The organism is Streptomyces sp. NBC_00078, from assembly GCF_026343335.1.
GTDB lineage: Bacteria > Actinomycetota > Actinomycetes > Streptomycetales > Streptomycetaceae > Streptomyces.
Genome location: NZ_JAPELX010000001.1, coordinates 2,567,245 through 2,587,671 on the forward strand (window position 1 = coordinate 2,567,245; position 20,427 = coordinate 2,587,671).

Here is a 20,427-nt window from a genome sequence, read left to right on the forward strand (position 1 = left end):
TCGCCTCGCCTTGCTGTCGTGCGGAACAGCATGCCCTATGGTCCCACCAACCGGTGCTCCGGGGTACCAGAAGGGACATCCGGGGTACGTGGGGCAAGTCCGTGGAGTGCGTAGTCGACGAGGGTGTCCGTGTAGTCGTACGAGATCGGGCCCGTGTGCTGGAGCCAGCGCTGGGCCAGGGGCGAGACGAAGAGTTCCAGGGCGATGCGCGGGTCGATCTCCGGGCGGACCTCGCCGGAGCGCTGTGCGGAGCGCAGCCGGGCGACGTACAGCTGGAGGGAGGGTTCGAGGAGCTTGGCCACGGAGTCCCGGCCGAGTTGCTCGTTGACCAGGCCCTCTGCGGCCAGGGCGCGGGAGGGCACCTCGAACCTGGGGTCCTTCAGCTGGTCGACGGTCATCCGCAGCACGGCCTTGAGGTCGGCGGCGAGGTCGCCGGTGTCCGGGATGACGTAGGGCTCCTGGCCCGCCTCCCGTGCCGCCTCCGCGCTGAGGTCGAGGAACGCCTCCAGCAGGACGTCCGCCTTGGATTCCCACCACCGGTAGATCGTCTGCTTGCCCACGCCGGCCCGGGCGGCGATGCCCTCGATGCTGGTCTTCGGGTAGCCGACCTCGCCGACCAGCGCGAGGGCGGCGTCGTAGATCGCGCGACGGGACCTCTCGCTGCGGCGGGTGGAGTCGGGAGCGGGCTTCTTGGCCATGCCAAGACCGTACCAAGGAGTGAGACGGAGCGTCTCGTCCTGTTTCTGCGCCGGTGACTACGACGGTGAGGTGTACGGCGGCCAGGGGTCCCCCCAGTCCGCGTCCCGCGCCGCCTTGTACAGGTCGCCGTGGCGTTTGGTGACCGTCGTGCGGCGCAGCTGCTCGTCGGCCTCGCACAGGTCGAGGAGGACCTGGCCCTTGCGGATCTGCGGGCGCCGGACGACTCGGGAGGGGGCGGGCCCTGCCGGGAGGCGAGTGGCGGCGACGTAGCTGAACTTCTCGTCCTCGTACGGCAGGGAGCCGCCCTTGACCTGACGGTGCAGGGAGGACCGGCTGACCCGGGCCGAGAAGTGGCACCAGTCCTCGCCGGGGACGATCGGGCAGGCGGCGCTGTGCGGGCAGGGCGCGGCGACGTGGAAGCCTGCCGCGATCAGGCGGTCGCGGGCCTCGATGACACGGGCGTAGCCGGCCGGGGTGCCGGCCTCGACGATCACGACGGCCTGCGCGGCGGCTGCCGCGGCGTCGACGAGCGAGGCGCGGTCGGGGGCGGTCAGTTCGTTCAGGACGTAGGAGACGGTGACGAGGTCGGTCTCGTCGAAGGTGAGCGCGGCGCCGATCCGCGAGCGCCGCCAACTGGCTTGCTCCAGCGCCGGGTTGGCGGCGGCGAGCTCCCGGCCCAGGGCGAGGGCGGGTTCGGCCCAGTCGAGCACGGTGACGGGGCGGGTGCCGTCCCAGGTGGCGGTGACGGCCCAGGTCGCGGCGCCGGTCCCGCCACCGACGTCCACATGACTGGTGGGCACCCAGTCGGGCACGGCGTCGGCGAACGCCTCCAGCGCGGAGCACACCGCCTCGAAGGTCGCGGGCATCCGGTAGGCGGCGTAGGCGGCGACGTCGGCCCGGTCCCGGAGGATGGGGGCGTCGGTCGGGGTGACCCCGCGGTAACTGGCGATGAGCCGCTCGACAGCTTGCGCGGCCTGCTTGGGCGGCAGCCCGTCGAGCAGAGCGGCGAGGCTGTGGCGCAGAGTCTCGGCGGGTGGTGCGGGGACGTTCACCGCCCGATTCTAGAACGCGCCCAACCCCTCCCTGCCGGCCAGCACCTCCTCACTGCCGACCGGCATCCTCTCGCTGCCCACCGGCACCCTCTCGCTGGGGGCCGGCACCCTCCCACTCCCGGCCGGGGCACATCCAGCCCGTCCGGCGTTTGAGGACGAGGCCGTTCAGGCCGAAGCGGGGGTCTGGGGGCGGCGAGCCCCCAGCAACGGTCGGCACACCCACCGCGTCAGGCCGGCCGCACGGCCCGCGCCACCCTCGTCGCCGCAGCCGCCCTCGGCTTGTTGTCCGCCGCCCGCCTGCGCGGATGCACCGTGTTCGCCAGCAGCACCAGGAACGTGTCCGTCGCCGGGTCCAGCACCAGTGACGTCCCCGTGAACCCCGTGTGCCCCGCCGCTCCCCGGCCCGCCAGCTCGCCCATGAACCACGGCTGGTCGACGGCGAAGCCCAGCCCCGGCGGGGTCAGCAGCAGTTCCACGAAGTCGGAGCCGAGGATGCGGGCGGGGCCGTGGGAGCCGCCGGCGAGCAGCGTCCGGCAGAACACCGCCAGGTCCCGCCCGGTGGAGAACATGCCCGCGTGGCCGGCGATCCCCCCGAGCGCCCACGCGTTCTCGTCGTGGACGACGCCCCGCACCATCCCCCGGTCCACCTTGGCCCAGGGCCGCCGCTGGTCCTCCGTGGCCGCCGCACCGGGGCAGGGCCCGAAGTCGGTGGACAGCATGCCCAGCGGCCGGGTGATCCCGTCGTTGATCAGGACGTCGAGCGTGCGGCCGGTGATCCGTTCCAGGACGAACTGGAGCAGCAGGAGGTTGAGGTCGGAGTAGGCGTAGGTGCCGGGTACGCCGACCGGCGCCTCCGCGCGCAGCTTCGCCAGCCGCTCGGTGTCGTCGGCGCAGTCGTACAGCGGGAGTTCGGGGCGCAGCCCGGAGGTGTGGGTGAGCAGCTCCCGTACGGTGATGCGGTGCCGGACGGCCGCGCGGAACTCGGGGAGGTAGGCGCCGACCCGTGCGTCGATGCCGAGCGTGCCGCGCTCGATCTGCTGCACGGCGGCGACCGCGGTGAACAGCTTGGTGAGGGAGGCCAGGTCGAAGGGCGTGTCCACGGTCATCGGGACCCGCGCCTCGGCGGGCAGCTCGATGCCGCGGTCGGTCCCGGCGTCGTGAGCCGCGTACCGCACGGCCCAGCCCGCCGCGTCCTCGACGGCGATCACCGGGCCGCGCCCGGCGACCACGACGGTGCCCGCGGCCCAGGGGTTCTCCCCGGCGCTGAGATCCCGGACCTCCTGGACGAGGTGGCGGAGTTCCTCGGGGTCGAGTCCGGCCCGTTCCGGACTGTCCCTGCGCAGTCTCGGTGCGCTCAGCTCTCTGCTCCCTCCGCGCCCGCCCGCCCGTTCCAAGGACGGCACATTCCCACGAAGCAGGCCAGTGCCACCAGTGCTGCGGCCAGTTGGACGACGGCCATCGGGACGGCGGTGTGCTCGCCGGCGATCCCGACGAGCGGGGAGGCGACCGCGCCGATGAGGAACGAGGACGTGCCGAGCAGCGCGGACGCGGAGCCTGCGGCGTGCTTGGTGCGCATCAGGGCGAGCGCCTGGGCGTTGGGCAGGGTGACGCCCATCGCGGACATCAGGACGAACAGGGCGGCGGCGACGGGCACCAGGCCGACCGTGCCGAGGACGCCGGTGGACATCAGCAGCAGGGCGGTCGCGGCGGCGATGACGACGGCCAGGCCCGCGCCCATGACCAGCTCCAGGCTCACCCGCCCGACCAGCACCTTCCCGTTGAACTGGCCGACCGCGACCAGCCCGACCGAGTTCAGGCCGAACAGCAGGCTGAAGGTCTGCGGGGAGGCGCCGTAGATCTCCTGGATCACGAAGGGCGAGGCCGAGATGTAGGCGAAGAGCGCCGCGAACGCGAAGCCGCCCGCGAGCATGAAGCCGGTGAAGGGCAGGTCGGCGAGCAGGCGCCGCATCGAGTGCAGGGCCTCGCCGACTCCCCCGCCGTGCCGCTCGCGCACGGGGAGGGTCTCGGGCAGCCTCGTCCACACGAAGGCGGTCAGCACCGTCCCGACGACCGTGAGCACCACGAAGACGCCCCGCCAGTCCGTCACCCGCAGGATCTGTCCGCCGATCAGCGGCGCGACGACCGGGGCGACCCCGCCGATCAGCATGAGGGTGGAGAAGAAGCGGGCCATCGCCACGCCGTCGTACAGGTCGCGGACCACGGCCCGTGCGATGACGATCCCCGCCGCGCCCGCCAGGCCCTGCGCGAGCCGGAAGGCGACCAGGGACTCGACGGTGGGCGCGAAAGCGCACAGCACGGTCGAGACGACATAGGCGACGAGCCCCACCAGCAGCGGGCGCCGGCGGCCCCACCGGTCGCTCATCGGCCCGGCCACCAGCTGCCCGAGCGCCATTCCGAGCAGACAGGCGGTGAGGGTGAGCTGGACGGTGGCCGCGGGCGCGTGCAGGGACCTGGTGACCTCCGGGAGCGAGGGGAGGTACATGTCCATCGCCAGTGGGGGCGTGGCGGTGAGGCCGCCGAGGATCACGGTGACGAGCAGACCGGTGCGGCGCACAGCGGGGGCGGCCGGTTCCGCTTCCGGTCCGGCCGCCTGTTCTATGTGTGGTGTCGAGGCCTCCTGCTCGGCCATGTGCCCCTCCCTTTCCGAGCGCTGCATTTTCCCGGGGGCAGCCCCCGGACCCCCGGCCACCTATGCTCTCAGCTCGTACACAGTGCCGAAGGCCACATGAGCGAGGGCGGGGTCCGTGATGACGGCGGAGAGCGTGCGGTGGGGGATCCTGGCGACGGGCGGGATCGCCGCCGCGTTCACGGCGGACCTGGTGGATCTGCCGGACGCGGAGGTCGTAGCGGTGGCCTCGCGAACGGAGGCGTCGGCGAAGGCGTTCGCGGAACGGTTCGGGATCGAGCGGGCGTACGGCGACTGGGCGGCGCTCGCCGAGGACGCGGACATCGACGTCGTCTACGTCGCCACCCCGCATTCGGCGCACCGGGCGGCCGCGGGCCTGTGCCTCCGGGCCGGGCGGAACGTGCTGTGCGAGAAGGCGTTCACGCTCAACGCGCGCGAGGCCGAGGAGCTGGTCGCGCTGGCGCGGGAGCGCGGGAGCTTCCTGATGGAGGCGATGTGGATGTACTGCAATCCCCTCGTACGGCGCCTGAAGGATCTCGTCGACGACGGCGTGATCGGTGAAGTCCGCAGCGTGCAGGCCGACTTCGGGCTCGCCGGTCACCTCTTGCCGGAGGCGAGGGACGGGATACTGCCGGCGTCGCACCGGCTGCGTGATCCCGGGCAGGGCGGGGGCTCGCTGCTGGACCTCGGCGTGTACCCGGTGTCGTTCGCGCAGCTGCTGCTCGGTGAGCCGGCCGACGTGGCGGCGCGGGCGACCCTCTCCGAGGAGGGCGTCGACCTCCAGACGGGCGCTTTGCTCTCCTTCGACAGCGGTGCGCTCGCCTCGGTGCACTGCTCGATCGTCGGCGGTACGGCGACCTCGGCGTCGGTCACCGGCTCGCGGGGCCGTATCGACGTCCCGTACGGCTTCTTCTTCCCGGACCGCTTCGTGCTGCACCGGGACGGCCGGGACCCCGAGGAGTTCGTGGCCGATCCGGCGGACGGAGCGCGGAACAGTCTGCGGCACGAGGCGCGGGAGGTCATGCGCGCGCTGCGGGCCGGTGAGACCGAGTCGCCGCTGGTCCCGCTCGATGGCACCCTCGCGGTGATGCGGACGCTCGACGCGATCCGGGACCGTATCGGCGTCCGCTACCCGGGAGAGGACCTGGGAGAGGCCGTCACACCAGACGCAGTCACGCCCGCCTGACCCCCTGCTCCCCCGCCTCCTCGCCTACGCTCCGGGCCATGGATGCCATGCGGACTCAGCAGACCGAGCAGCGGGAACAGCGGGAACAGACGGAGACGCGGTCGAGCATCGCGGTGGTGACCGGCGCCGGGTCCGGCATCGGGCGGGCGGTCGCCGTGGAGCTGCTGGGTGCGGGCTGGTCGGTGGCTTTGGCGGGACGGCGCCTCGGGACGCTGGAGGAGACGGCGGCGCTGGTGCCCGACGGGGCCGCTCTCCCCGTACGGACGGATGTCTCGCAACCGGACGACGTGGCCGCGCTGTTCGCCGCCGCCGTCGACCGCTTCGGGCGGGTCGACCTGCTGTTCAACAATGCGGGGACGTTCGGTCCCGGCGGGGTTCCGGTCGAGGAACTGCCGTACGACGCCTGGCGGCATGTGGTGGACACCAACCTCAACGGGGCGTTCCTGTGCGCGCAGGCGGCCTACCGGCAGATGAAGGAACAGGACCCGCAGGGCGGGCGGATCATCAACAACGGGTCTATTTCGGCCCATACGCCCCGGCCGTTCTCCGTCGCCTACACGGCGACCAAGCACGCGCTGACCGGCCTGACCAAGTCGCTGTCGCTGGACGGGCGGGCGTACAACATCGCGGTCGGGCAGATCGACATCGGCAACGCGGCGACCGACATGACCGCGCGGATGCAGACCGGGGCCTTGCAGGCCAACGGCGAGGTCGCGGTCGAGCCCGTGATGGACGCCGCCGACGTGGCGCGCACGGTGCGGCACATGGCCGAGCTGCCGCTGGAGGCGAACGTGCAGTTCGCGACGGTGTTGGCGACCGCCATGCCGTACGTGGGGCGCGGCTGACCGCACCCGCAGACCTCAACTCTTCAACTTGCACAACCGGAATTTGAGATTCCGGAGGATTGCGGCCGGTCGTGGGCCTATGCTCAAATCTCCTCCACAAGAGCTTCACACTTGGGGGAGAGTAGTTCCGTAGCCAAAACCCAGGGGGGAGACGGCAGCCGTTCCAGCGAGCCGGGTGGGGGTGGATTCCGCGTGAGACCGCGGGATACGCACCGGCGCGTGGAACGGCTGCCGTGTACGTCAGTCGGCCGCCGGCACGTCAATCGGCCTGCCGGCTCCCGCGTTTGGCCCGCCGCCGCAGCGCCCACACGCCGCCCGCCAGCACGGCGACCGTGCCGCCCGCGCCCTCCAGCAGCCGCCAGGCAGAGGGAGTGCCGGACGCGGCGCCCGGAGCGCCGGCCGCCGCCCTGACCGCCCCGTGGCTCGGCGTCACCTTCGCCCCGCCCTCGCTCAGCGGCTCGACCAGCGCGCCCACCGCCCGCGCCGAACTCCCCTTCGTGAAGCCCCAGTCGAGCAGGGCGGCCGTCTCCTCGTACACAGCGTTGTAGCCGCTCTTCGGATGCATCACGGTGACCAGCAGAGTCCGGCCGCCGCGGGTGGCGGCACCGGTGAAGGTGTTGCCGGCGTTGCTGGTGAATCCGTTCTTGACCCCGATCAGTCCGTCGTACGTCTTCACGCCCCACGCGCCCGTGAGCAGACGGTCGGTGTTCTGGATCTGGAAGGTCTTCCTGCCGCCGGCCGGGAAGTTCGCGGTCCCGGTGTGGCAGTACTCGCGGAAGTCGGCGTTCTTCAGTCCGTGCCGGGCGAACAGGGTGAGGTCGTAGGCCGAGGACAGCTGGCCCTTGTGGTCGAAGCCGTCGGGGCTGACGACATGGGTGTCCAGGGCCTGCAGGTCCTCGGCCTTGGCCTGCATCTCGGCGACCGTCCTCGCCACTCCGCCGTTCATGTGGGCGAGCACGTGCACGGCGTCGTTGCCGGAGCGCAGGAAGACGCCCTGCCACAACTGCTCGACGGTGTACGTGATCCCGGGCTTGACCCCGACGAGGCTGGAGCCGGCCGGGATGTCGGCCAGGTCGGCCTCGGTCACCGTGTACCGCTCGGTGCGGTCGAACTTCTTCAGCACGGTGTCGGCGAAGAGCATCTTCAGCGTGGAGGCGGGGGCCAGGCGCCGGTGCGCGGCATTGGAGGCGAGCACCTCTCCGGTGGCGCAGTCGGCGACGAGCCAGGCGCTCGCGGTGAGCTTCCCGGGCAGACCTGTGACGCCGCTCACTTGAATTCCCGCGCGGGCAAGTCGCGCACCGCCGACGACGGTGGCAGCGGCGGAAGCGGGAGTCGCCGCGGCGAACGGAATCGCGGCGGCGGTCAGGCCGAGAGCGGCACGCCGGGTGACCGGAGAAGAATCGCGCATTCCGGGACCGTACACCGCACCCGACAGGAGCTACCTGGCGGTACGGCACCCACCGGCGGCGCTGGTCCACCGTACTGCGGATGATCGGCGGCCTGGACCGCCCCACCGGGGGCAGCGGCGCGCCGGACGGTGTCGACCTCGCGCGCGTCAGCGAGGCCAAACCGGCCCCGATGCGCGCCCGGACGCGGCAGACGTACCGCCATCAGCGGTACCCCCCATGCGGCAGCCAGGGCCGCTGAGCGCCGCCCCCACGGGAGGAGTTCACCGCCCGAGCAGCCGGTCGATCTCGGCCAGCTGCCCAGCGGCGAGCGGGCCCTTGGCGATGGCGCCGGCGTTCTGTTCGGCCTGGGCGACCGAGCGGAACCCGGGGATCGGGATCGTGTGCGGGCTGCGTGCCCACAGCCAGGCGAGGGAGCCCTGGGCGAGGGTTCGGCCGTCGCTGGTGAGGATCTCCTTGAGCGCGTCGACGCGGGAGAGCCACTGCGGGTCGACGCCCGCGCCGTCCCCGAAGCCCTGGAGCCAGGCCGGCGGCCTGCTGCGGATGTCCCCGGCATCCGCGCTGCCCTGGCGCTTGCCCGCCAGCAACCCCATCGCGAGGGGACTGCGGTTGATGCTCGCGAGCCCCGACTCCTCGCACAGGGCCAGCATGTCCGGCGCGTCCTGCAGGACATTGAGGGCGTGCTGTACGGCCGTGCCGTGCTCCCCCTGCGCGAACACGGCGGCACGGGCCGGGTCGTCCGTGCTCCAGCCATAGGCGCGGATCAGCCCCTCCCGCACGAACTCCTCGCAGGCGTCCCGGAGTTCGGCCGCACGCGCCGGGTCGAGGTCGCTGAGGTGCAGTTGGTAGAGGTCGATGTGACCGGTGTCCAGGCGCTTCAGCGACGCGGTCAGCGCGCGGCGGGCGTACGCCGGGGAGTCGTCGCTGCCGGTGAGGGTGCGGGTGTCCTCGTCGAAGACGTTGCCCCACTTGGTGCCGAGCACGACGTCGTCACGGCGCTTGCCGAGGGCCCGCCCGAGGATCCGCTCACTGTGCCCGGCGCCGTAGGTGTCCGCCGTGTCGAAGAAGGTCACGCCGAGGTCGAGGGCGCGGCGGACCGCCCGTACGGACTCGTCGTCGTCGACCTTGCCCCAGCCGAGCGGCTGTCCGTCGGCCGCCTGCCACTCGCCGCCGATGGCCCAGCAGCCGAAGCCGAGCGCGCTTACTTCCATGCCGCCGCGTCCGAGAGTCCTGTTCGTCTCCATGGGCGAGGACCTTAGGAGCTGGAGCGCACACGAAGGCAAGGACCGGGTCGCGCCGCTTACGCCTGACCGGTCTCGAAGCGGGAGATCCTGCCGTCGTTCTCGACCTGGAAGCTCCACCGGGTCTGCATCTCGCCCCAGGTGTCGTTGCGGTACTGGGCGAGGAGGGCGCGGCCGCCCTGCGACTCGTTGTCGACGTCCAGGTGACCGTTGGAGGAGAAGATCTCCCGGTCGATCCACTCGTTCAGATCGCGGTCAGAGCCGTCGTCCGCCATGGTCGCGTTCTCCGTGAGAAGGGCCAGGAAGCCCGAGCGGTCGTGGGCGTTGACGGCGGTGACGAAGGCGCGGACGGCCGGGTCGCTGAGTCTGGCAGGCTGAATCGTCATGCCAGCAGACTCACACCGCCCGCCGGGACCCGCCACCCGTACGGCGGCGCGGGCGGGTACCGCAGTGCGCGAGGTGCGACGGTGGACACGCGGAGGGGACTGTTCCTGTCGACTTGTTCCAGTTGCTCCAGGAGAAACCATGACCTCTTACGACCGGCGTGATCTGGGGCTGCTGCTGCTCCGGCTGGGTACCGGCGGTGTGCTGGCGGCACACGGCGCGCAGAAGCTGTTCGGCTGGTTCGGCGGACACGGCATCGAGGGGACCGGCCAGTTCATGGAGTCCGTCGGCTACGCACCCGGCCGGGCGAGCGCGACCGCGGCGGGCCTCGCGGAGACCGGCGGCGGCACGCTGCTGGCGCTGGGCCTGGCGACGCCTGCGGCGGGCGCGGCGGCGGCCGGCGCGATGGCGGGAGCGTCGGCGGTGCACGCCCCCAACGGCTTCTTCAACATGGAGGGCGGTTACGAGTACGCGGCGACCCTGGCCCTGGCCGCCACCGGCCTCGCGGTCACCGGCCCCGGCCGCCTCTCCCTCGACCACGCGCTCGGCCACGTCCTGGACCGCGGCTGGATGGTCCCGACGGCACTCGGCGCGACGGCCGCGGTCACGGCGCTGGTCGTGGGCCTGCGGAACAAGAGGCTGCGGAAGGAGGAAAGGGGCGAGCAGGAGGCCCTGTTCGAGGAGGAGGAAGCGCTGTTCAGGGAGTGACCTGGGTGGGCAGGCTGCGCCCATGACCGACCTCTGGGAATCTGTCGACGACCTGTGGACCTGGCTGGACGAGAACCGTGCGCACGGCGGCCGGGAGGGCCTGCTCCTGCGCGTGCTCAAGCTGTCGGAGGAGGTCGGCGAGGTCGCGCAGGCGGTGATCGGCGCGACCGGGCAGAACCCGCGCAAGGGCGTGACCCACACCTGGGAGGACGTGGAGGGCGAGCTCTGCGATGTCGCGATCACCGCCCTGGTCGCCCTGCGCACCCTCACCCCCGACACCCGCGAGGTGTTCACCCGCCATCTGGAGAAGGTCACCGCACGCTCCCTCGGGCCGGCCGCGGCTGTTCATCCGTCGGACCTACGCCCGTCCCGCTCAGTTGGTGAGGCCCGCTGACCCTTCTCGTCGACCTCGTGCCGACGAAAGGGACGACGGCTCGGCCGACCTCTGCGGCCACGGCACTGAGGCGAAGGCCCTCGACCGCACCGAGTGGCAGGTCCCGCGCGACCTGGTTCACGGTCACCGGCTGACGCGCCCGGGCGGTCGGGCGCGCGGAGGGTGCCGTGCAGCCCCGGTCAGGCCGACCGATGTGCCTTCTGGCTCGACCCGGTGGCCGGAGGGACCACGAGCAGGGGGCGGTAGTGGCCCGCCGGGACCGGCTCACCGATGGGCCGGCCTGCGACCTCGATCCAGGCATGGGCCGCGAAGGGGCTGGTGCGGACTCCGGTGCACCACGTCGGCCACACTCCGCGGAACCTGCACAGGAGGGCCACTGCGATCGACCGCTGCAGACAGGCCTGGCCCGCGCAGCGCAGGCTTACGGAGACGATCGCCCGGCGGGCTTCCAGGGCCTGATCCGCCGTGGCGGGTGGCGCACCCCGGCGAAGGAACTCAAGAACCGAGCGCAGCCGGCCCGGCCTGCGGGAGGCGAGCACGCGGGCCGCGGCGACCGCGAGCAACGGTGCCAGGCGGCGATGAGGCGGAATGCTGTGGTGCTCGGGCAGAGCCAGCGGGGCGCTCATGAGGCGTCCAAGAGCAGTTCGGCCGCCCGCAGTTGGGCCACCACCGCTGAGACGTCACGGTGGGCGTGCGCCGGGACGATGTGGTGCCGCTCGACCAGCGCCTGAGCGGCGCGCTCGTCCGACTCGTCGTCGAGCAGGCTGTTGAGTACGAGCACACCGGTGCGGTTGAGCTGCCAGTAACGGCCGGTGCGTTGATGGAGAAGGACGGCGCCGTCGTCGGTCTCGGCCATCACCACGTCGGGGTGCAGACGCTGGGGCATCATCGTCTCCCAGGGGTTGGTGCAGGGTGGCAGGCGGCGCGGGCCCAGACCTCGACGCCGATCAGGTCTTCGACCGCTATGTCGGTGGAGATGCCGGAGTGGGGAGTCAGGAGTTGACCGCGCAGCACTCCGGTGGAGATCAGCCCCATGTCGCTCAGGACCGAGTCGGAGAACAGTTCCAGAAGGGCTGTCAGGTTGCGTTGTCGTCCGGCACGCAGGTCGGCGCTGAACTCTCCTTTCGTGGTGCGGTCGAGCACGACGTCCGGGACGAGGCCGCGCATGGAGGTGGCCAGCAGCGGCTTGTACCGCCGGGGAGTGACCCGCTCATGGAGACGCACGGCCAGGGCCGCTTCCACGACCTGGTTGTCGAGGTACGGCTGGTGCAGGCGCACGCCTGCTTCCTCGTACAGGCGGGCCACCTGGCGATAGGCCGGCGCCGTGGTCCGCAGTGCGGTGAGGAACTGATGCTGACCGCGGTCATGGGCGAAGGGCTGTGCGTGCTGGGCGGTGTCCCGGAGTACTTCTCGCGCGGCGTGGACCGCCTCGTCCGTGGCCCATGCCGGAGCACGCAGCGCTGCGAGTCCCCAGTCCAGGGAGGGAGTGCGGCGCGGCGGCGCCGGACGTGTCAGTTCCGCGGCCTGCCCGAGCCACCAGTCCCGCACGCCGCCCCGGCGCCTCAACTGGTGGACGACTCCGCCCCACGGCCAGCGGTGCAGTGCGCGGTAACCCCGCAGGTGCCGCAGTGCGATCGCCGGGTGGCGGCGGGCCAGTCGGTACAGATAGCCGGGGGCCCGGCCGAACAGCTCGTCCCCTCCGTGCCCCGCGATGTGCAGGCGAACGTCGTGTTCCGCGAGCAGGCGGGCGGAGTGGCGCACGCGTGCCAGGGTGCGAGAGAACAGGTACGGGCGCTCGGTGTCCGCCGCTGCGTCGGGATGCGCGAACACGGGCGGCAGTTCGTGCTGCCCGGCGACGACATGGCGGGCCTCGGGCAGCGAACGCGCGGACTCCGCGGCGTAATGGGCGTCGTCGTTGCCGGCTTCGGCCTCGCCCCATCTGAAGGTCAGCAGGTCGGGCGTGTGGCGGGCCGCGAGGAAGCACAGCGATGTTGAATCCATGCCACCCGAGAGGTCCGCGCCGAGCGATCCGCCGCCGGCTCGGCGGCCGTCCATCGCGGTCACCAGCGCGTCTCTGACGTGTGCGGCACCTTCGAGCAGCGGAACGTCAGGCTCTGGCGGGTGCCACCAGCGTTCTTCTCCCGCTCCGTGGGGCTCCAGCACCAGGCGGTGGTCGTGCGGCACCGTGCTCACGCCGGCCCAGACGCTCCTGTCGGACAGGGGCGGTGGGAGCAGGCCCCCGCATACCAGCCGAGCAGCCAGCACCTTCTCGTCCACGCCGGCCCTGGTCATGGCGGCGAGCACGTCGGCCCGGTCGGAAGCGATCGACAGGTGGCCCGACCGTGTGTGAAAGACCTGCCGGAGGCCGGACAGACTGCCGTAGACATGGGTCGCGGAGCCGGCGGCGGCCACCAGATGAAAACTGCCCGGCAGCTGCGTCATCAGGGCGCCTGCCTCGGACAGGGTGCGGATGCGCCGGCAGTGGCCGGCGAGCCGGTGGGTGGTGACCGGGCAGAACCCGATCACCACCACCCGCACGGGGGATGCCGTCACCTCAAGGATCTCGTCCGGATCCCATTCGCCCATCAACCACGGCCGCCCCGAGGGATGTTCGATCACGTTCGGACTGCTGAACGGCCCTGGGGCGTCGGTGACGCGGATTCCTGGTGCGTCCGGAAGGACGACAAACCCCTTGCTCATGTCATCGGACCTCGACGGCCCCTACCAGCCCTGCTTGCCCAGCACGTCGGTGTGGTCGCTGCCGAACCCGAGCGTGTCCTCGGAGAACTCCCCGACGGCCACCAGCGCCGGCGGCTCGTAGCTCTCGGCAAGGTCCTGCTGGTCGCGCGTGGTGTTGTTTTCCATGGCTTCATTCCTCCTTGTAGACGAACGGGCCCTCGGCTGGAGGGCCCGCCTGCCGCACGGCTTCAGGTGCTGATCACGGCCTTCTCGATCCGGCGAGGTCACGTCCTGAACCGTGCGGAGTCCCCGCGGCCTGTGCCTCGCCGCGACCGCGCCGATCTCAGGGCCGTTCGGAACGGACCCACTCCAGGACCGCCATCGCGCTGTGCATCTTGTTCTCGGCCTGCTCGAAGGCGATCGACCGCTCTCCGTCGAGCACGTGCGCGCTGACTTCCTCGCCGCGGTGGGCAGGCAGATCATGCATGAACAGCGCGTCCGCTCCGCCGTCCCACAGCCGCTCGTCGACCTGGAACGGGGCGAAGACCTCGCCCCAGCGCGGATCCGGCTTGGAGGTGCCGGTGGTCTGCCAGCGCGTCGTGTACACCACGTCGAACTGCCCGGCCGCGCCCGCGGCCGGCGGCTCGCTCCGCTCCAGCACCGACGCGCCGTGCTTCTCGGCCTGCCGCTCGGCCCTGGCGAGAACGCCGTCGGGGAGGCCGTATCCGGGCGGCGTGCGCAGCTCGAAGCGGACGCCGGAGAACCGGCTGAGCGCGAGGGCCAGCGCGACCGCGCTGTTGTTGCCCTCGCCGACGTAGAGCACGCGCAGATCCTCGATGGTCGAGAACCTGTCGAGCAGCGTCGTCAGATCCGCCAACGCCTGGGTCGGGTGCTCGTCGGCTGTCATCGCGTTGACCACCGACATGCCGCCGGGCGCCGCGAAGTCACGCAGCTCCTGCGGGTCGCCGGCGGTGCGAGCCACCAGCAGGTCGAGCATGCCGGAGAACACGCGCCCGGTGTCGGCGACGGACTCGCCGGTGTTCAGCTGCAGGTCCCCGGGCCCGTAGGCGAGCACCTGGGCGCCCAGCCGCAGCGCCGCCGCCGAGAACGCGGTGCGGGTTCGCGTCGACGTCTTGCGGAAGTAGGTGCCGACGATCTGACCGTCCAGCGGTTTGCCCGCCGCGGCGAGGCCGTGGCGGAACTGGACGCCGCGGGCGGCGATCGCCTCCAGATCGGCGTCGCTGAGATCGTCGAGCGATATCAGATGTCTCATGTGGGGCCTTCCAAACCTGTCGCAACGGGGACCCTGGGGGCCTGGCCGAGCAGGTCGAGCGCCTGCTCGCAGTCCTGGGCGACCTGCACGAGCGCCCGCTCGGACGCGTTGATGAAGCCCTCCGCGTGCAGGTGGTCGAGCAGCGCGGTCAGCGGATCGAAGAAGCCGTCGATGTTGAGCAGCACCACGGGTTTCTCATGGAGGTTCAGCCGGTTCCAGGTGACCACCTCCATCAGCTCGTCCAGCGTGCCGAACCCGCCGGGCAGCACCGCGAACGCCGAGGCCAGGCGGTACATCAGGGCCTTGCGCTGGTGCATGGAGCGGACGATGAAGAGCTCCGCGCCGACCCGGTCGGGATGCTCCCGGTCGAACAGCTCGTGCGGGATCACGCCGGTCACCCGAGCGCCCGCGTCGACGGCTCCGCTGGCCAGTGCGCCCATGACTCCGACGCCACCGGCTCCGTACACGAGCCCGACGCCCCTGCCGACGAGCGCCGCCCCGAACTCGGCCGCGACGTCCGTGTACTGGGGCCTCGTCCCCGCTCTGGAGCCGCAGAAGACGCCGATGCCCCGGGTGTGGCGGGTCGCCTGCGCCGACGCCTCGGTCACGAGTCGCTCCCGTCGAGGAAGTCGGTCACGTCCACTCCCGATCCGTGTTCCCGCGCACTGTCGAGGACGAGCCGGGCCACGGCGAGGTCGAGCACGCCGAGTCCGAACGGCGAGTAGACCGCGACGCGGCCGGGCTCACGCCGCAGCTGCGTGTGTCCGGTCAGCAGGTCACCGATCTGGGCGTCGACGAAGTCGTGGTTTCCCGCCTCCTGCCGGGCCAGATCCAGCGAGGTCTTCTCGCGCAGTACGTGGTCGGTGTCGTCCACGACGTTGTGCGCACCGCGAATCGCGTCGGGGCGGATGTCGCGCAGGGAGATGTGCAGCACCGTCGCGCCCGGTTGGCAGGCCTCAAGCCCGGTGTGCGGGGTCGCCGCCGTGGTGGCCAGCGAGACCAGTTCGTGGGCGCCGAGCGCCTCGTCGATCGTCGCGGCGATCGTGTACCGCAGTTCCGGCAGGCGCCCCGCGGCCTTCTCGATGAACGTCCGCGCCCGCTCGGCGTCCTGGTCGAAGACGGTCACCTCGGCCAGCGCGGGCAGCTTGGCGGCGAGGAAGGCGAGGATCTCCGCGTTGATCACCCCGGCTCCGATCAGACCGGCTCCGCGCACTCGCTCGGGCGCGGGAACCAGCATCGCGGCGCCCAGCGCGGCACTCGCGGCGGTGCGCTTGGCGGAGATCAGCGATGCTTCGAGCAGGGCCTGCGCCCGGCCGGTGCGCGGCGAGTTGAGCACCATGACCGCGCTGGCCCGTTCCAGCCCCACGTCGAGGTTGCCGGGGAAGGAGGCGATCCACTTGACCCCCGCGCTCTCGTGCGGGCCGCCCAGATAGCCGGGCAGCCCGATGATGCGTCTGCGCGCGTCGTCGGGGAACCGCAGAAAGACCGAATGCGGCAGCATCGACGCGCCCTGTGCGTGTGCCGCGTACGCCTCGCTGACGAGGTCGATCAGATCGTGCTCGCGACCGTCGAGGATCTCCCGCACCTCGCGCTGTCGAATGATGAGCATCGTTACCCTTTCTCCCGCTGCGTCGCGGCGACCGAATCAGGGGTCTTCCACAGGTGCGAGACTTCGCCGAAGTGCTCCTGCACCCAACTGTCCGAGTAGACGGTGTGCAGATAGCGGTCGCCTCCGTCCGGGAAGATCAGCACGCACACCGATCCGGCCGGGAGCCGCGGCCGCAACCGCTCGAACGCGGCCACGGTCGCCCCGGACGAGCCGCCGGCCAGGAGCGCCTCGCGCTGGCTCAGCCGGCGACAGCCGACCACGCAGTCCAGATCGGTGACATGGACGACCTCGTCGGCGGCGCCCGGCTCGAACAGCGCGGAGCGCACCGAAGCGCCATGGCCCGGGATCAGTCGCCGGGGCGGCGGGCCGGACTCGGGGTCCGTCCCGAACAGCACGCTGCCCACGGCGTCGACCGCGATCACCTTCGTGTCCAGCCCCTGCTCGCGCACGTACCTGCTGCAGCCCAGCAGGGTTCCGGTGGTGCTGGTGGCGGAGAAGAGGTAGTCCACGCGACCGTCGAGCGCCTCGACGATCTCCCGCATCGTCCCGGTGTGGGCGCGCGGGTTCATCTCGTTGGCGTACTGGTTCGTCCAGTACGCATGCGGGATCGACTGCACCAGCTCCTTGACCCGGCGCAGCCGCACCGACAGGTACTCGCCGTCGGCGTCCGGTTCGGTCACCACCTCGACCTCGGCGTGCAGCGCCCGCAGGATCGCCAGGTTCTGCTCCGTGGTCTTGGCGTCCACGACACAGATGAAGCGGATGTCGTGGTAGCGGCAGACCTGGGCCAGGCCGACCGCGAGATTGCCCGAGCTGGATTCGACGACGACCGAGCGGCCCGGCACCAGCCGGCCGGAGCGGATCTCGTCCATCAGCATGGTGACCGCGGGGCGGTCCTTGATGCTGCCGCCCGGATTGAACCGCTCCATCTTGGCGAAGATCCGTCCGTCGAATCCCGGACGTAACCGCTCCAGTTCGATCAGTGGGGTGCTGCCGACGGCGGAAAGGATGCCGGTGAGTCCATGTTCTGCCACAACTCGATCCTTCGCGTCGGCCCTATAGCACCCCTATACGTGCCGCCCCGGGCATGGGTCCTAGGGCAGTGTGGCGAGCAGGCCGGCATAGCTCAGACCCGCGCCGAAACCGAGCAGCAGCGCGAGGTCGCCTCGTTTGACCTGTCCCGACGAGCGCATCCGCTCCATTGCCAGCGGAATCGACGCCGCCGAGGTGTTGCCCTGCTCGACGATGTCGCGGGCGACGGCGCCGCCGAAGCCCGCGCTCTGTGCCACGGCGTCGATGATCCTGAGGTTGGCCTGATGCGGAACGAAGGCATCGATCCCGCCCGGTGTCAGGCCGGCGCCCTGAAGGATCTGCCCCACCACGCCGGGCAGTTCGGTCAGCGCCCAGCGGAACACGGTCGGACCCTGCATCCGGATGACGGGGCCCCGGTCCGGCAGCTCCGGGCGACAGCGGACGGTGATCGCCTCGGCCAGGCTCGGCTGCCCGCCCGTCACCGCGGGACCGATCTGAGAACGACGGCTCGCGGCGACGAGTACGGCGCCCGCGCCGTCGGAGAAGATGAAGGCCGTGCTCCGGTCGGTGGGATCGAGCAGGTCCGACATCCGCTCGACGCCGATCACCAGGGCGGTTCTGGCGCCGCCCGTGGTCACCGCGTCGGCGGCCAGACGCAGCGCCACGGCGAATCCGGAGCAGGCGGCGCTCACTTGGACGGCAGGCGCGCGCACGCCCATCCGCGCCGCTACCACCGAGGGCAGGTCCACCGGATCGTCGCTCACCTGCGACATGGTCGCGATGATGACCCGATCCACTTCCGCGGGACTCGCGCCGGCGTCGGCCAGCGCCTTCTCCCCTGCCGTGGCGGCCATCTCCGCCAGGGTCTCGTCAGCCTGCGCGAAACGGCGCGTACTGATTCCGGTGCGGCGCTGTATCCATTCCGGGGTGGAGTCCAGCACCCGGCAGATCTCGTCGTTGTCGACCACGCGCCGCGGACGGAACGTCCCGAGGCCCACCATCGCCGCACCGCTCATACCCGCACCGCTCATACCCGCACCGCTCATGCCAGCACCGCTGATCCGCCCGGCCGGTGTCCCCGGGTGCGGCGTGCGTCGAGATGGACGAACGTGCGATGCAGCCAGCGGTCCCGGCCGTCGTAGCGTGGGGTGAAGGCGGTACGACCGTGGATCGAGATCCTGTTGTCCACGAACGCGAGTTCGCCCGCGGCCAGCGTCAGCTGCGTGGAAACGCCCACGAACGCATCGCGCAGGAGTTCCAGTGCCTGCTTCGCCTCGTCGTCCAGGGCGACGGTGGCGTTGAAGTCCACTCGCACATCGGGATCCTCCGGTGCTCCCGCGAGCACGGCGTGCGCCGCACCGGCGTCGCCCTGCTGGAACGACGGCGGCGGGTCCGTGACGAAACGCGGACCGTGCAGCACCTGCCGGGCCGCCTGGGGAAGATGGGTCAGGGCTCGTCGGATCGAGGAGACCACCGTGCCGGCCTGGCCGTCGTGGTCGCTGCGCAGGCACAACAGCCCTACGTAGTCGGGACGATGCGGGTGGAAGGCGTTCTCCACGTGCATCTCCAGCGACACCGAGCCGGCATTGCTCTGGCTGCCCTCCCGGCCGGGTACCGGCACGACGTTCTGCACGAGCGCGCCGCCCTTCTCCGCCCGATACGCGGCGAGTTCGCCCAGGCACGACGTGAGCAGCGCGATGATCGCCGCGGGCGCGGTGGGGGTGCGTACGACCGACTCCGCCGCCGTCGGAGTGGGCGGCAGGGCCGACTCGTCGACCGGCAGATTGCGGACGATCAGCAGGCCGTCGACGCCTGGATCGTGCCGGTAGTGGCGCACCGCTTCGCGCAGCCGAACCGGCAGGCGCACGGAGAACTCTCTCGCGCGCGCGACCCAGGCGTCCTCGTCAATTCTCGGCAGTTCCTCTCCGACCAGATCCGCGCCGACCGCGGCCACCGCGGCACGCTCGGACGTGGTCAGGGTGATGTCACCGGTGTCGGCGCTCCCTGTGCGGCCCATGATGATGCTCCGTTCCATCTCGAACAGGGCGCCCAGGATGGAGGAGCGGGCAATATTTGATCGATACTTCCTACGTGCACAGGGCGTCGGGGCTCACGGGCCAGGCGTCTCCTCCAGGGCGAGGTCCTCCAGCACGCTCTGCTGCCCCAGCAGGAAGCACAGCTCCGACCGGGAACTGGCGCCCAGCTCGTTCTTGATCCGCCGCAGGTGGTTCTGGACCGCCCGTGGCTTCAGTCCGACGCGCCGGCCGATCTGCTCGTCGGTCTTGCCCTCGATGACCAGGCGCTTGACCGCCTCCTGGACCTCGGCGCCGACCAGGTTCGCCGTCTCGGCGAGCGGGGCGGACTCGAAGATGATCGCCCGGCTCCAGAAGCGGTCGAACAGGTCCCCTGCGAACCGCGCCACAGCGGGGTCGGTGAACATCGCCGCCTCGGTGCGCTCGGAGTTGGTGGGCACGATCACCACATGGTGGTCGACGACGATGAGCCGGTCGAAGAACTCGTCGAGGGTGCGCACCTGGGCACCGTGCTCGGTCGTCGCACGGACGTAGTCCTTCGTGGGCTGGTCGTAGCGCGCGGGATGCTGGTACAGGGTCCGGGTGGTCACACCGCGCTCAAGGCAGTCCAGGTGCGTGGGAAGCGCCTTGGCCAGAGTTGACTTGGATCGGGCGCCGCCGGGCTGGGCGAGCAGTACCTCTTCGCGCGAGGATTCGAGGGTGAAGCGGATGGTATCGTTGATCTTCTTCATACCGGAGATCAAGCACGTGGACCTGCCGGTGGGCTCCGCCCCCGCCTTCGGTTCGTACTCCGGCAGTGACGGTGTGGCGCCGCGACCCAGCACATCACCCAACTCGCCCAGCAGGTCGCGCAGATCATTCTCCACCCTGCGCGCACGTGCCAGCAGACGTCCTCCAGCGGGATCCGAGCCACCAGGTCCAGTGGAGTGAGTGGCTCTTAACTGATCGGAAACCGCCATGAATCCTCCCCGTGTCATCTGGCATGTTGCGGCGATGCTACTTGACGCTATGGATCATGTGTACGAAGCATGTCGACGGCCCTGAGGGAGATATTTGCCCCAGCGGGAGTGTTGCTCGGGGCACTGCATGGCGAGTCGTGTGGGACATGTGGGACAGATGCGCTTGAGGCCAACACAGGCAGCGCACGCGGCCATTGATTCCGTTTAGGCCATGAGAGGCACGGCGACACTGCGCCAGACGGTACTACTGAAACAGGACACGGCACCGCCCATATTCCAC

At 71.2% G+C, this 20,427-nt stretch carries 23 protein-coding genes; 5 read left to right on the forward strand and 18 right to left on the reverse strand.

Going from position 1 to position 20,427, the window contains the following annotated elements; all coding sequences use genetic code 11:
- Window positions 1-35: 35 nt before the first annotated feature.
- The 4 genes from OOK07_RS11975 to OOK07_RS11990 form a co-directional block, all read right to left on the reverse strand.
- On the reverse strand, window positions 36-698 hold the full coding sequence (locus tag OOK07_RS11975) for a TetR/AcrR family transcriptional regulator (protein WP_266796320.1): 663 nt from the start codon (window positions 696-698) through the stop codon (window positions 36-38).
- A 57-nt stretch (window positions 699-755) separates the two neighbouring features.
- The gene (locus OOK07_RS11980; protein ID WP_266796322.1) at window positions 756-1,751 is read right to left on the reverse strand and encodes a small ribosomal subunit Rsm22 family protein; all 996 of its coding nucleotides are present in this window, start codon (window positions 1,749-1,751) and stop codon (window positions 756-758) included.
- A gap of 227 nt (window positions 1,752-1,978) precedes the next feature.
- Entirely contained in the window at window positions 1,979-3,154 is a 1,176-nt protein-coding gene (locus OOK07_RS11985; protein ID WP_266796324.1) for a serine hydrolase domain-containing protein, read from the reverse strand.
- Entirely contained in the window at window positions 3,106-4,401 is a 1,296-nt protein-coding gene (locus OOK07_RS11990; RefSeq protein ID WP_266796326.1) for a multidrug effflux MFS transporter, read from the reverse strand. The genes OOK07_RS11985 and OOK07_RS11990 overlap by 49 nt, the downstream gene beginning before the upstream one ends.
- Before the next feature lie 118 nt (window positions 4,402-4,519).
- Between OOK07_RS11990 and OOK07_RS11995 the strand changes: the two genes are divergently transcribed.
- Window positions 4,520-5,584 carry a Gfo/Idh/MocA family protein gene (locus OOK07_RS11995; protein ID WP_266796328.1) on the forward strand — a complete coding sequence of 355 codons (1,065 nt, stop codon included), beginning with the start codon at window positions 4,520-4,522 and terminating at the stop codon, window positions 5,582-5,584.
- 47 nt (window positions 5,585-5,631) lie between these two features.
- The gene (locus OOK07_RS12000) at window positions 5,632-6,429 is read left to right on the forward strand and encodes an SDR family oxidoreductase (protein WP_266801928.1); all 798 of its coding nucleotides are present in this window, start codon (window positions 5,632-5,634) and stop codon (window positions 6,427-6,429) included.
- 259 nt (window positions 6,430-6,688) lie between these two features.
- Here OOK07_RS12000 and OOK07_RS12005 read toward each other — a convergent pair whose 3' ends face one another.
- Window positions 6,689-7,837: a D-alanyl-D-alanine carboxypeptidase family protein gene (locus OOK07_RS12005; protein WP_266796330.1), complete on the reverse strand. Its 1,149-nt coding sequence runs from the start codon at window positions 7,835-7,837 to the stop codon at window positions 6,689-6,691.
- An 80-nt stretch (window positions 7,838-7,917) separates the two neighbouring features.
- Here OOK07_RS12005 and OOK07_RS43655 point away from each other — a divergent pair, with 80 nt between their 5' ends.
- Complete coding sequence (locus tag OOK07_RS43655) at window positions 7,918-8,076, forward strand: hypothetical protein (RefSeq protein ID WP_406311561.1); 159 nt, start codon at window positions 7,918-7,920, stop codon at window positions 8,074-8,076.
- Between the two features lie 22 nt (window positions 8,077-8,098).
- Here OOK07_RS43655 and OOK07_RS12015 read toward each other — a convergent pair whose 3' ends face one another.
- Both OOK07_RS12015 and OOK07_RS12020 read right to left on the reverse strand, forming a co-directional pair.
- Entirely contained in the window at window positions 8,099-9,079 is a 981-nt protein-coding gene (locus tag OOK07_RS12015; protein WP_266796332.1) for an aldo/keto reductase, read from the reverse strand.
- A gap of 56 nt (window positions 9,080-9,135) precedes the next feature.
- Window positions 9,136-9,462 carry a nuclear transport factor 2 family protein gene (locus OOK07_RS12020; protein ID WP_266796334.1) on the reverse strand — a complete coding sequence of 109 codons (327 nt, stop codon included), beginning with the start codon at window positions 9,460-9,462 and terminating at the stop codon, window positions 9,136-9,138.
- Window positions 9,463-9,601: 139 nt separating this feature from the next.
- Between OOK07_RS12020 and OOK07_RS12025 the strand changes: the two genes are divergently transcribed.
- Together OOK07_RS12025 and OOK07_RS12030 are read left to right on the forward strand one after the other, a co-directional pair.
- The gene (locus OOK07_RS12025) at window positions 9,602-10,168 is read left to right on the forward strand and encodes a DoxX family membrane protein (protein ID WP_266679623.1); all 567 of its coding nucleotides are present in this window, start codon (window positions 9,602-9,604) and stop codon (window positions 10,166-10,168) included.
- Window positions 10,169-10,190: 22 nt separating this feature from the next.
- Window positions 10,191-10,562 carry a MazG-like family protein gene (locus OOK07_RS12030; protein ID WP_266679625.1) on the forward strand — a complete coding sequence of 124 codons (372 nt, stop codon included), beginning with the start codon at window positions 10,191-10,193 and terminating at the stop codon, window positions 10,560-10,562.
- Window positions 10,563-10,741: 179 nt separating this feature from the next.
- Here the strand turns inward: OOK07_RS12030 and OOK07_RS12035 are convergent, their stop codons facing one another.
- From OOK07_RS12035 to OOK07_RS12085, 11 genes are all read right to left on the reverse strand, one after another.
- Entirely contained in the window at window positions 10,742-11,188 is a 447-nt protein-coding gene (locus OOK07_RS12035) for a lasso peptide biosynthesis B2 protein (RefSeq protein ID WP_266679627.1), read from the reverse strand.
- Window positions 11,185-11,451, reverse strand: coding sequence for a lasso peptide biosynthesis PqqD family chaperone (locus tag OOK07_RS12040; protein ID WP_266679629.1), 267 nt, complete (start codon window positions 11,449-11,451; stop codon window positions 11,185-11,187). The genes OOK07_RS12035 and OOK07_RS12040 overlap by 4 nt, the downstream gene beginning before the upstream one ends.
- Window positions 11,448-13,262: an asparagine synthase-related protein gene (locus OOK07_RS12045; protein WP_266796337.1), complete on the reverse strand. Its 1,815-nt coding sequence runs from the start codon at window positions 13,260-13,262 to the stop codon at window positions 11,448-11,450. The genes OOK07_RS12040 and OOK07_RS12045 overlap by 4 nt, the downstream gene beginning before the upstream one ends.
- 21 nt (window positions 13,263-13,283) lie before the next feature.
- A complete protein-coding gene (locus OOK07_RS12050) occupies window positions 13,284-13,427 on the reverse strand; it encodes a keywimysin-related RiPP (RefSeq protein ID WP_266679633.1) in 144 nt (47 codons plus the stop codon).
- A gap of 157 nt (window positions 13,428-13,584) precedes the next feature.
- Entirely contained in the window at window positions 13,585-14,514 is a 930-nt protein-coding gene (locus tag OOK07_RS12055) for an ornithine carbamoyltransferase (protein WP_266679635.1), read from the reverse strand.
- Window positions 14,511-15,122: an LOG family protein gene (locus OOK07_RS12060; protein ID WP_266796340.1), complete on the reverse strand. Its 612-nt coding sequence runs from the start codon at window positions 15,120-15,122 to the stop codon at window positions 14,511-14,513. Before OOK07_RS12060 ends, OOK07_RS12055 begins: the two co-directional genes overlap by 4 nt.
- On the reverse strand, window positions 15,119-16,123 hold the full coding sequence (gene sbnB / locus OOK07_RS12065) for a 2,3-diaminopropionate biosynthesis protein SbnB (RefSeq protein ID WP_266796342.1): 1,005 nt from the start codon (window positions 16,121-16,123) through the stop codon (window positions 15,119-15,121). The genes OOK07_RS12060 and sbnB overlap by 4 nt, the downstream gene beginning before the upstream one ends.
- A 2-nt stretch (window positions 16,124-16,125) precedes the next feature.
- A complete protein-coding gene (gene sbnA / locus OOK07_RS12070; protein WP_266796344.1) occupies window positions 16,126-17,157 on the reverse strand; it encodes a 2,3-diaminopropionate biosynthesis protein SbnA in 1,032 nt (343 codons plus the stop codon).
- 60 nt (window positions 17,158-17,217) lie between these two features.
- Complete coding sequence (locus OOK07_RS12075) at window positions 17,218-18,171, reverse strand: beta-ketoacyl-ACP synthase 3 (protein WP_266796346.1); 954 nt, start codon at window positions 18,169-18,171, stop codon at window positions 17,218-17,220.
- Window positions 18,172-18,197: 26 nt separating this feature from the next.
- The gene (locus tag OOK07_RS12080; protein ID WP_266796348.1) at window positions 18,198-19,190 is read right to left on the reverse strand and encodes a TauD/TfdA family dioxygenase; all 993 of its coding nucleotides are present in this window, start codon (window positions 19,188-19,190) and stop codon (window positions 18,198-18,200) included.
- 75 nt (window positions 19,191-19,265) lie between these two features.
- Window positions 19,266-19,919, reverse strand: coding sequence for a helix-turn-helix transcriptional regulator (locus tag OOK07_RS12085; protein WP_266679647.1), 654 nt, complete (start codon window positions 19,917-19,919; stop codon window positions 19,266-19,268).
- Window positions 19,920-20,427: the final 508 nt, after the last annotated feature.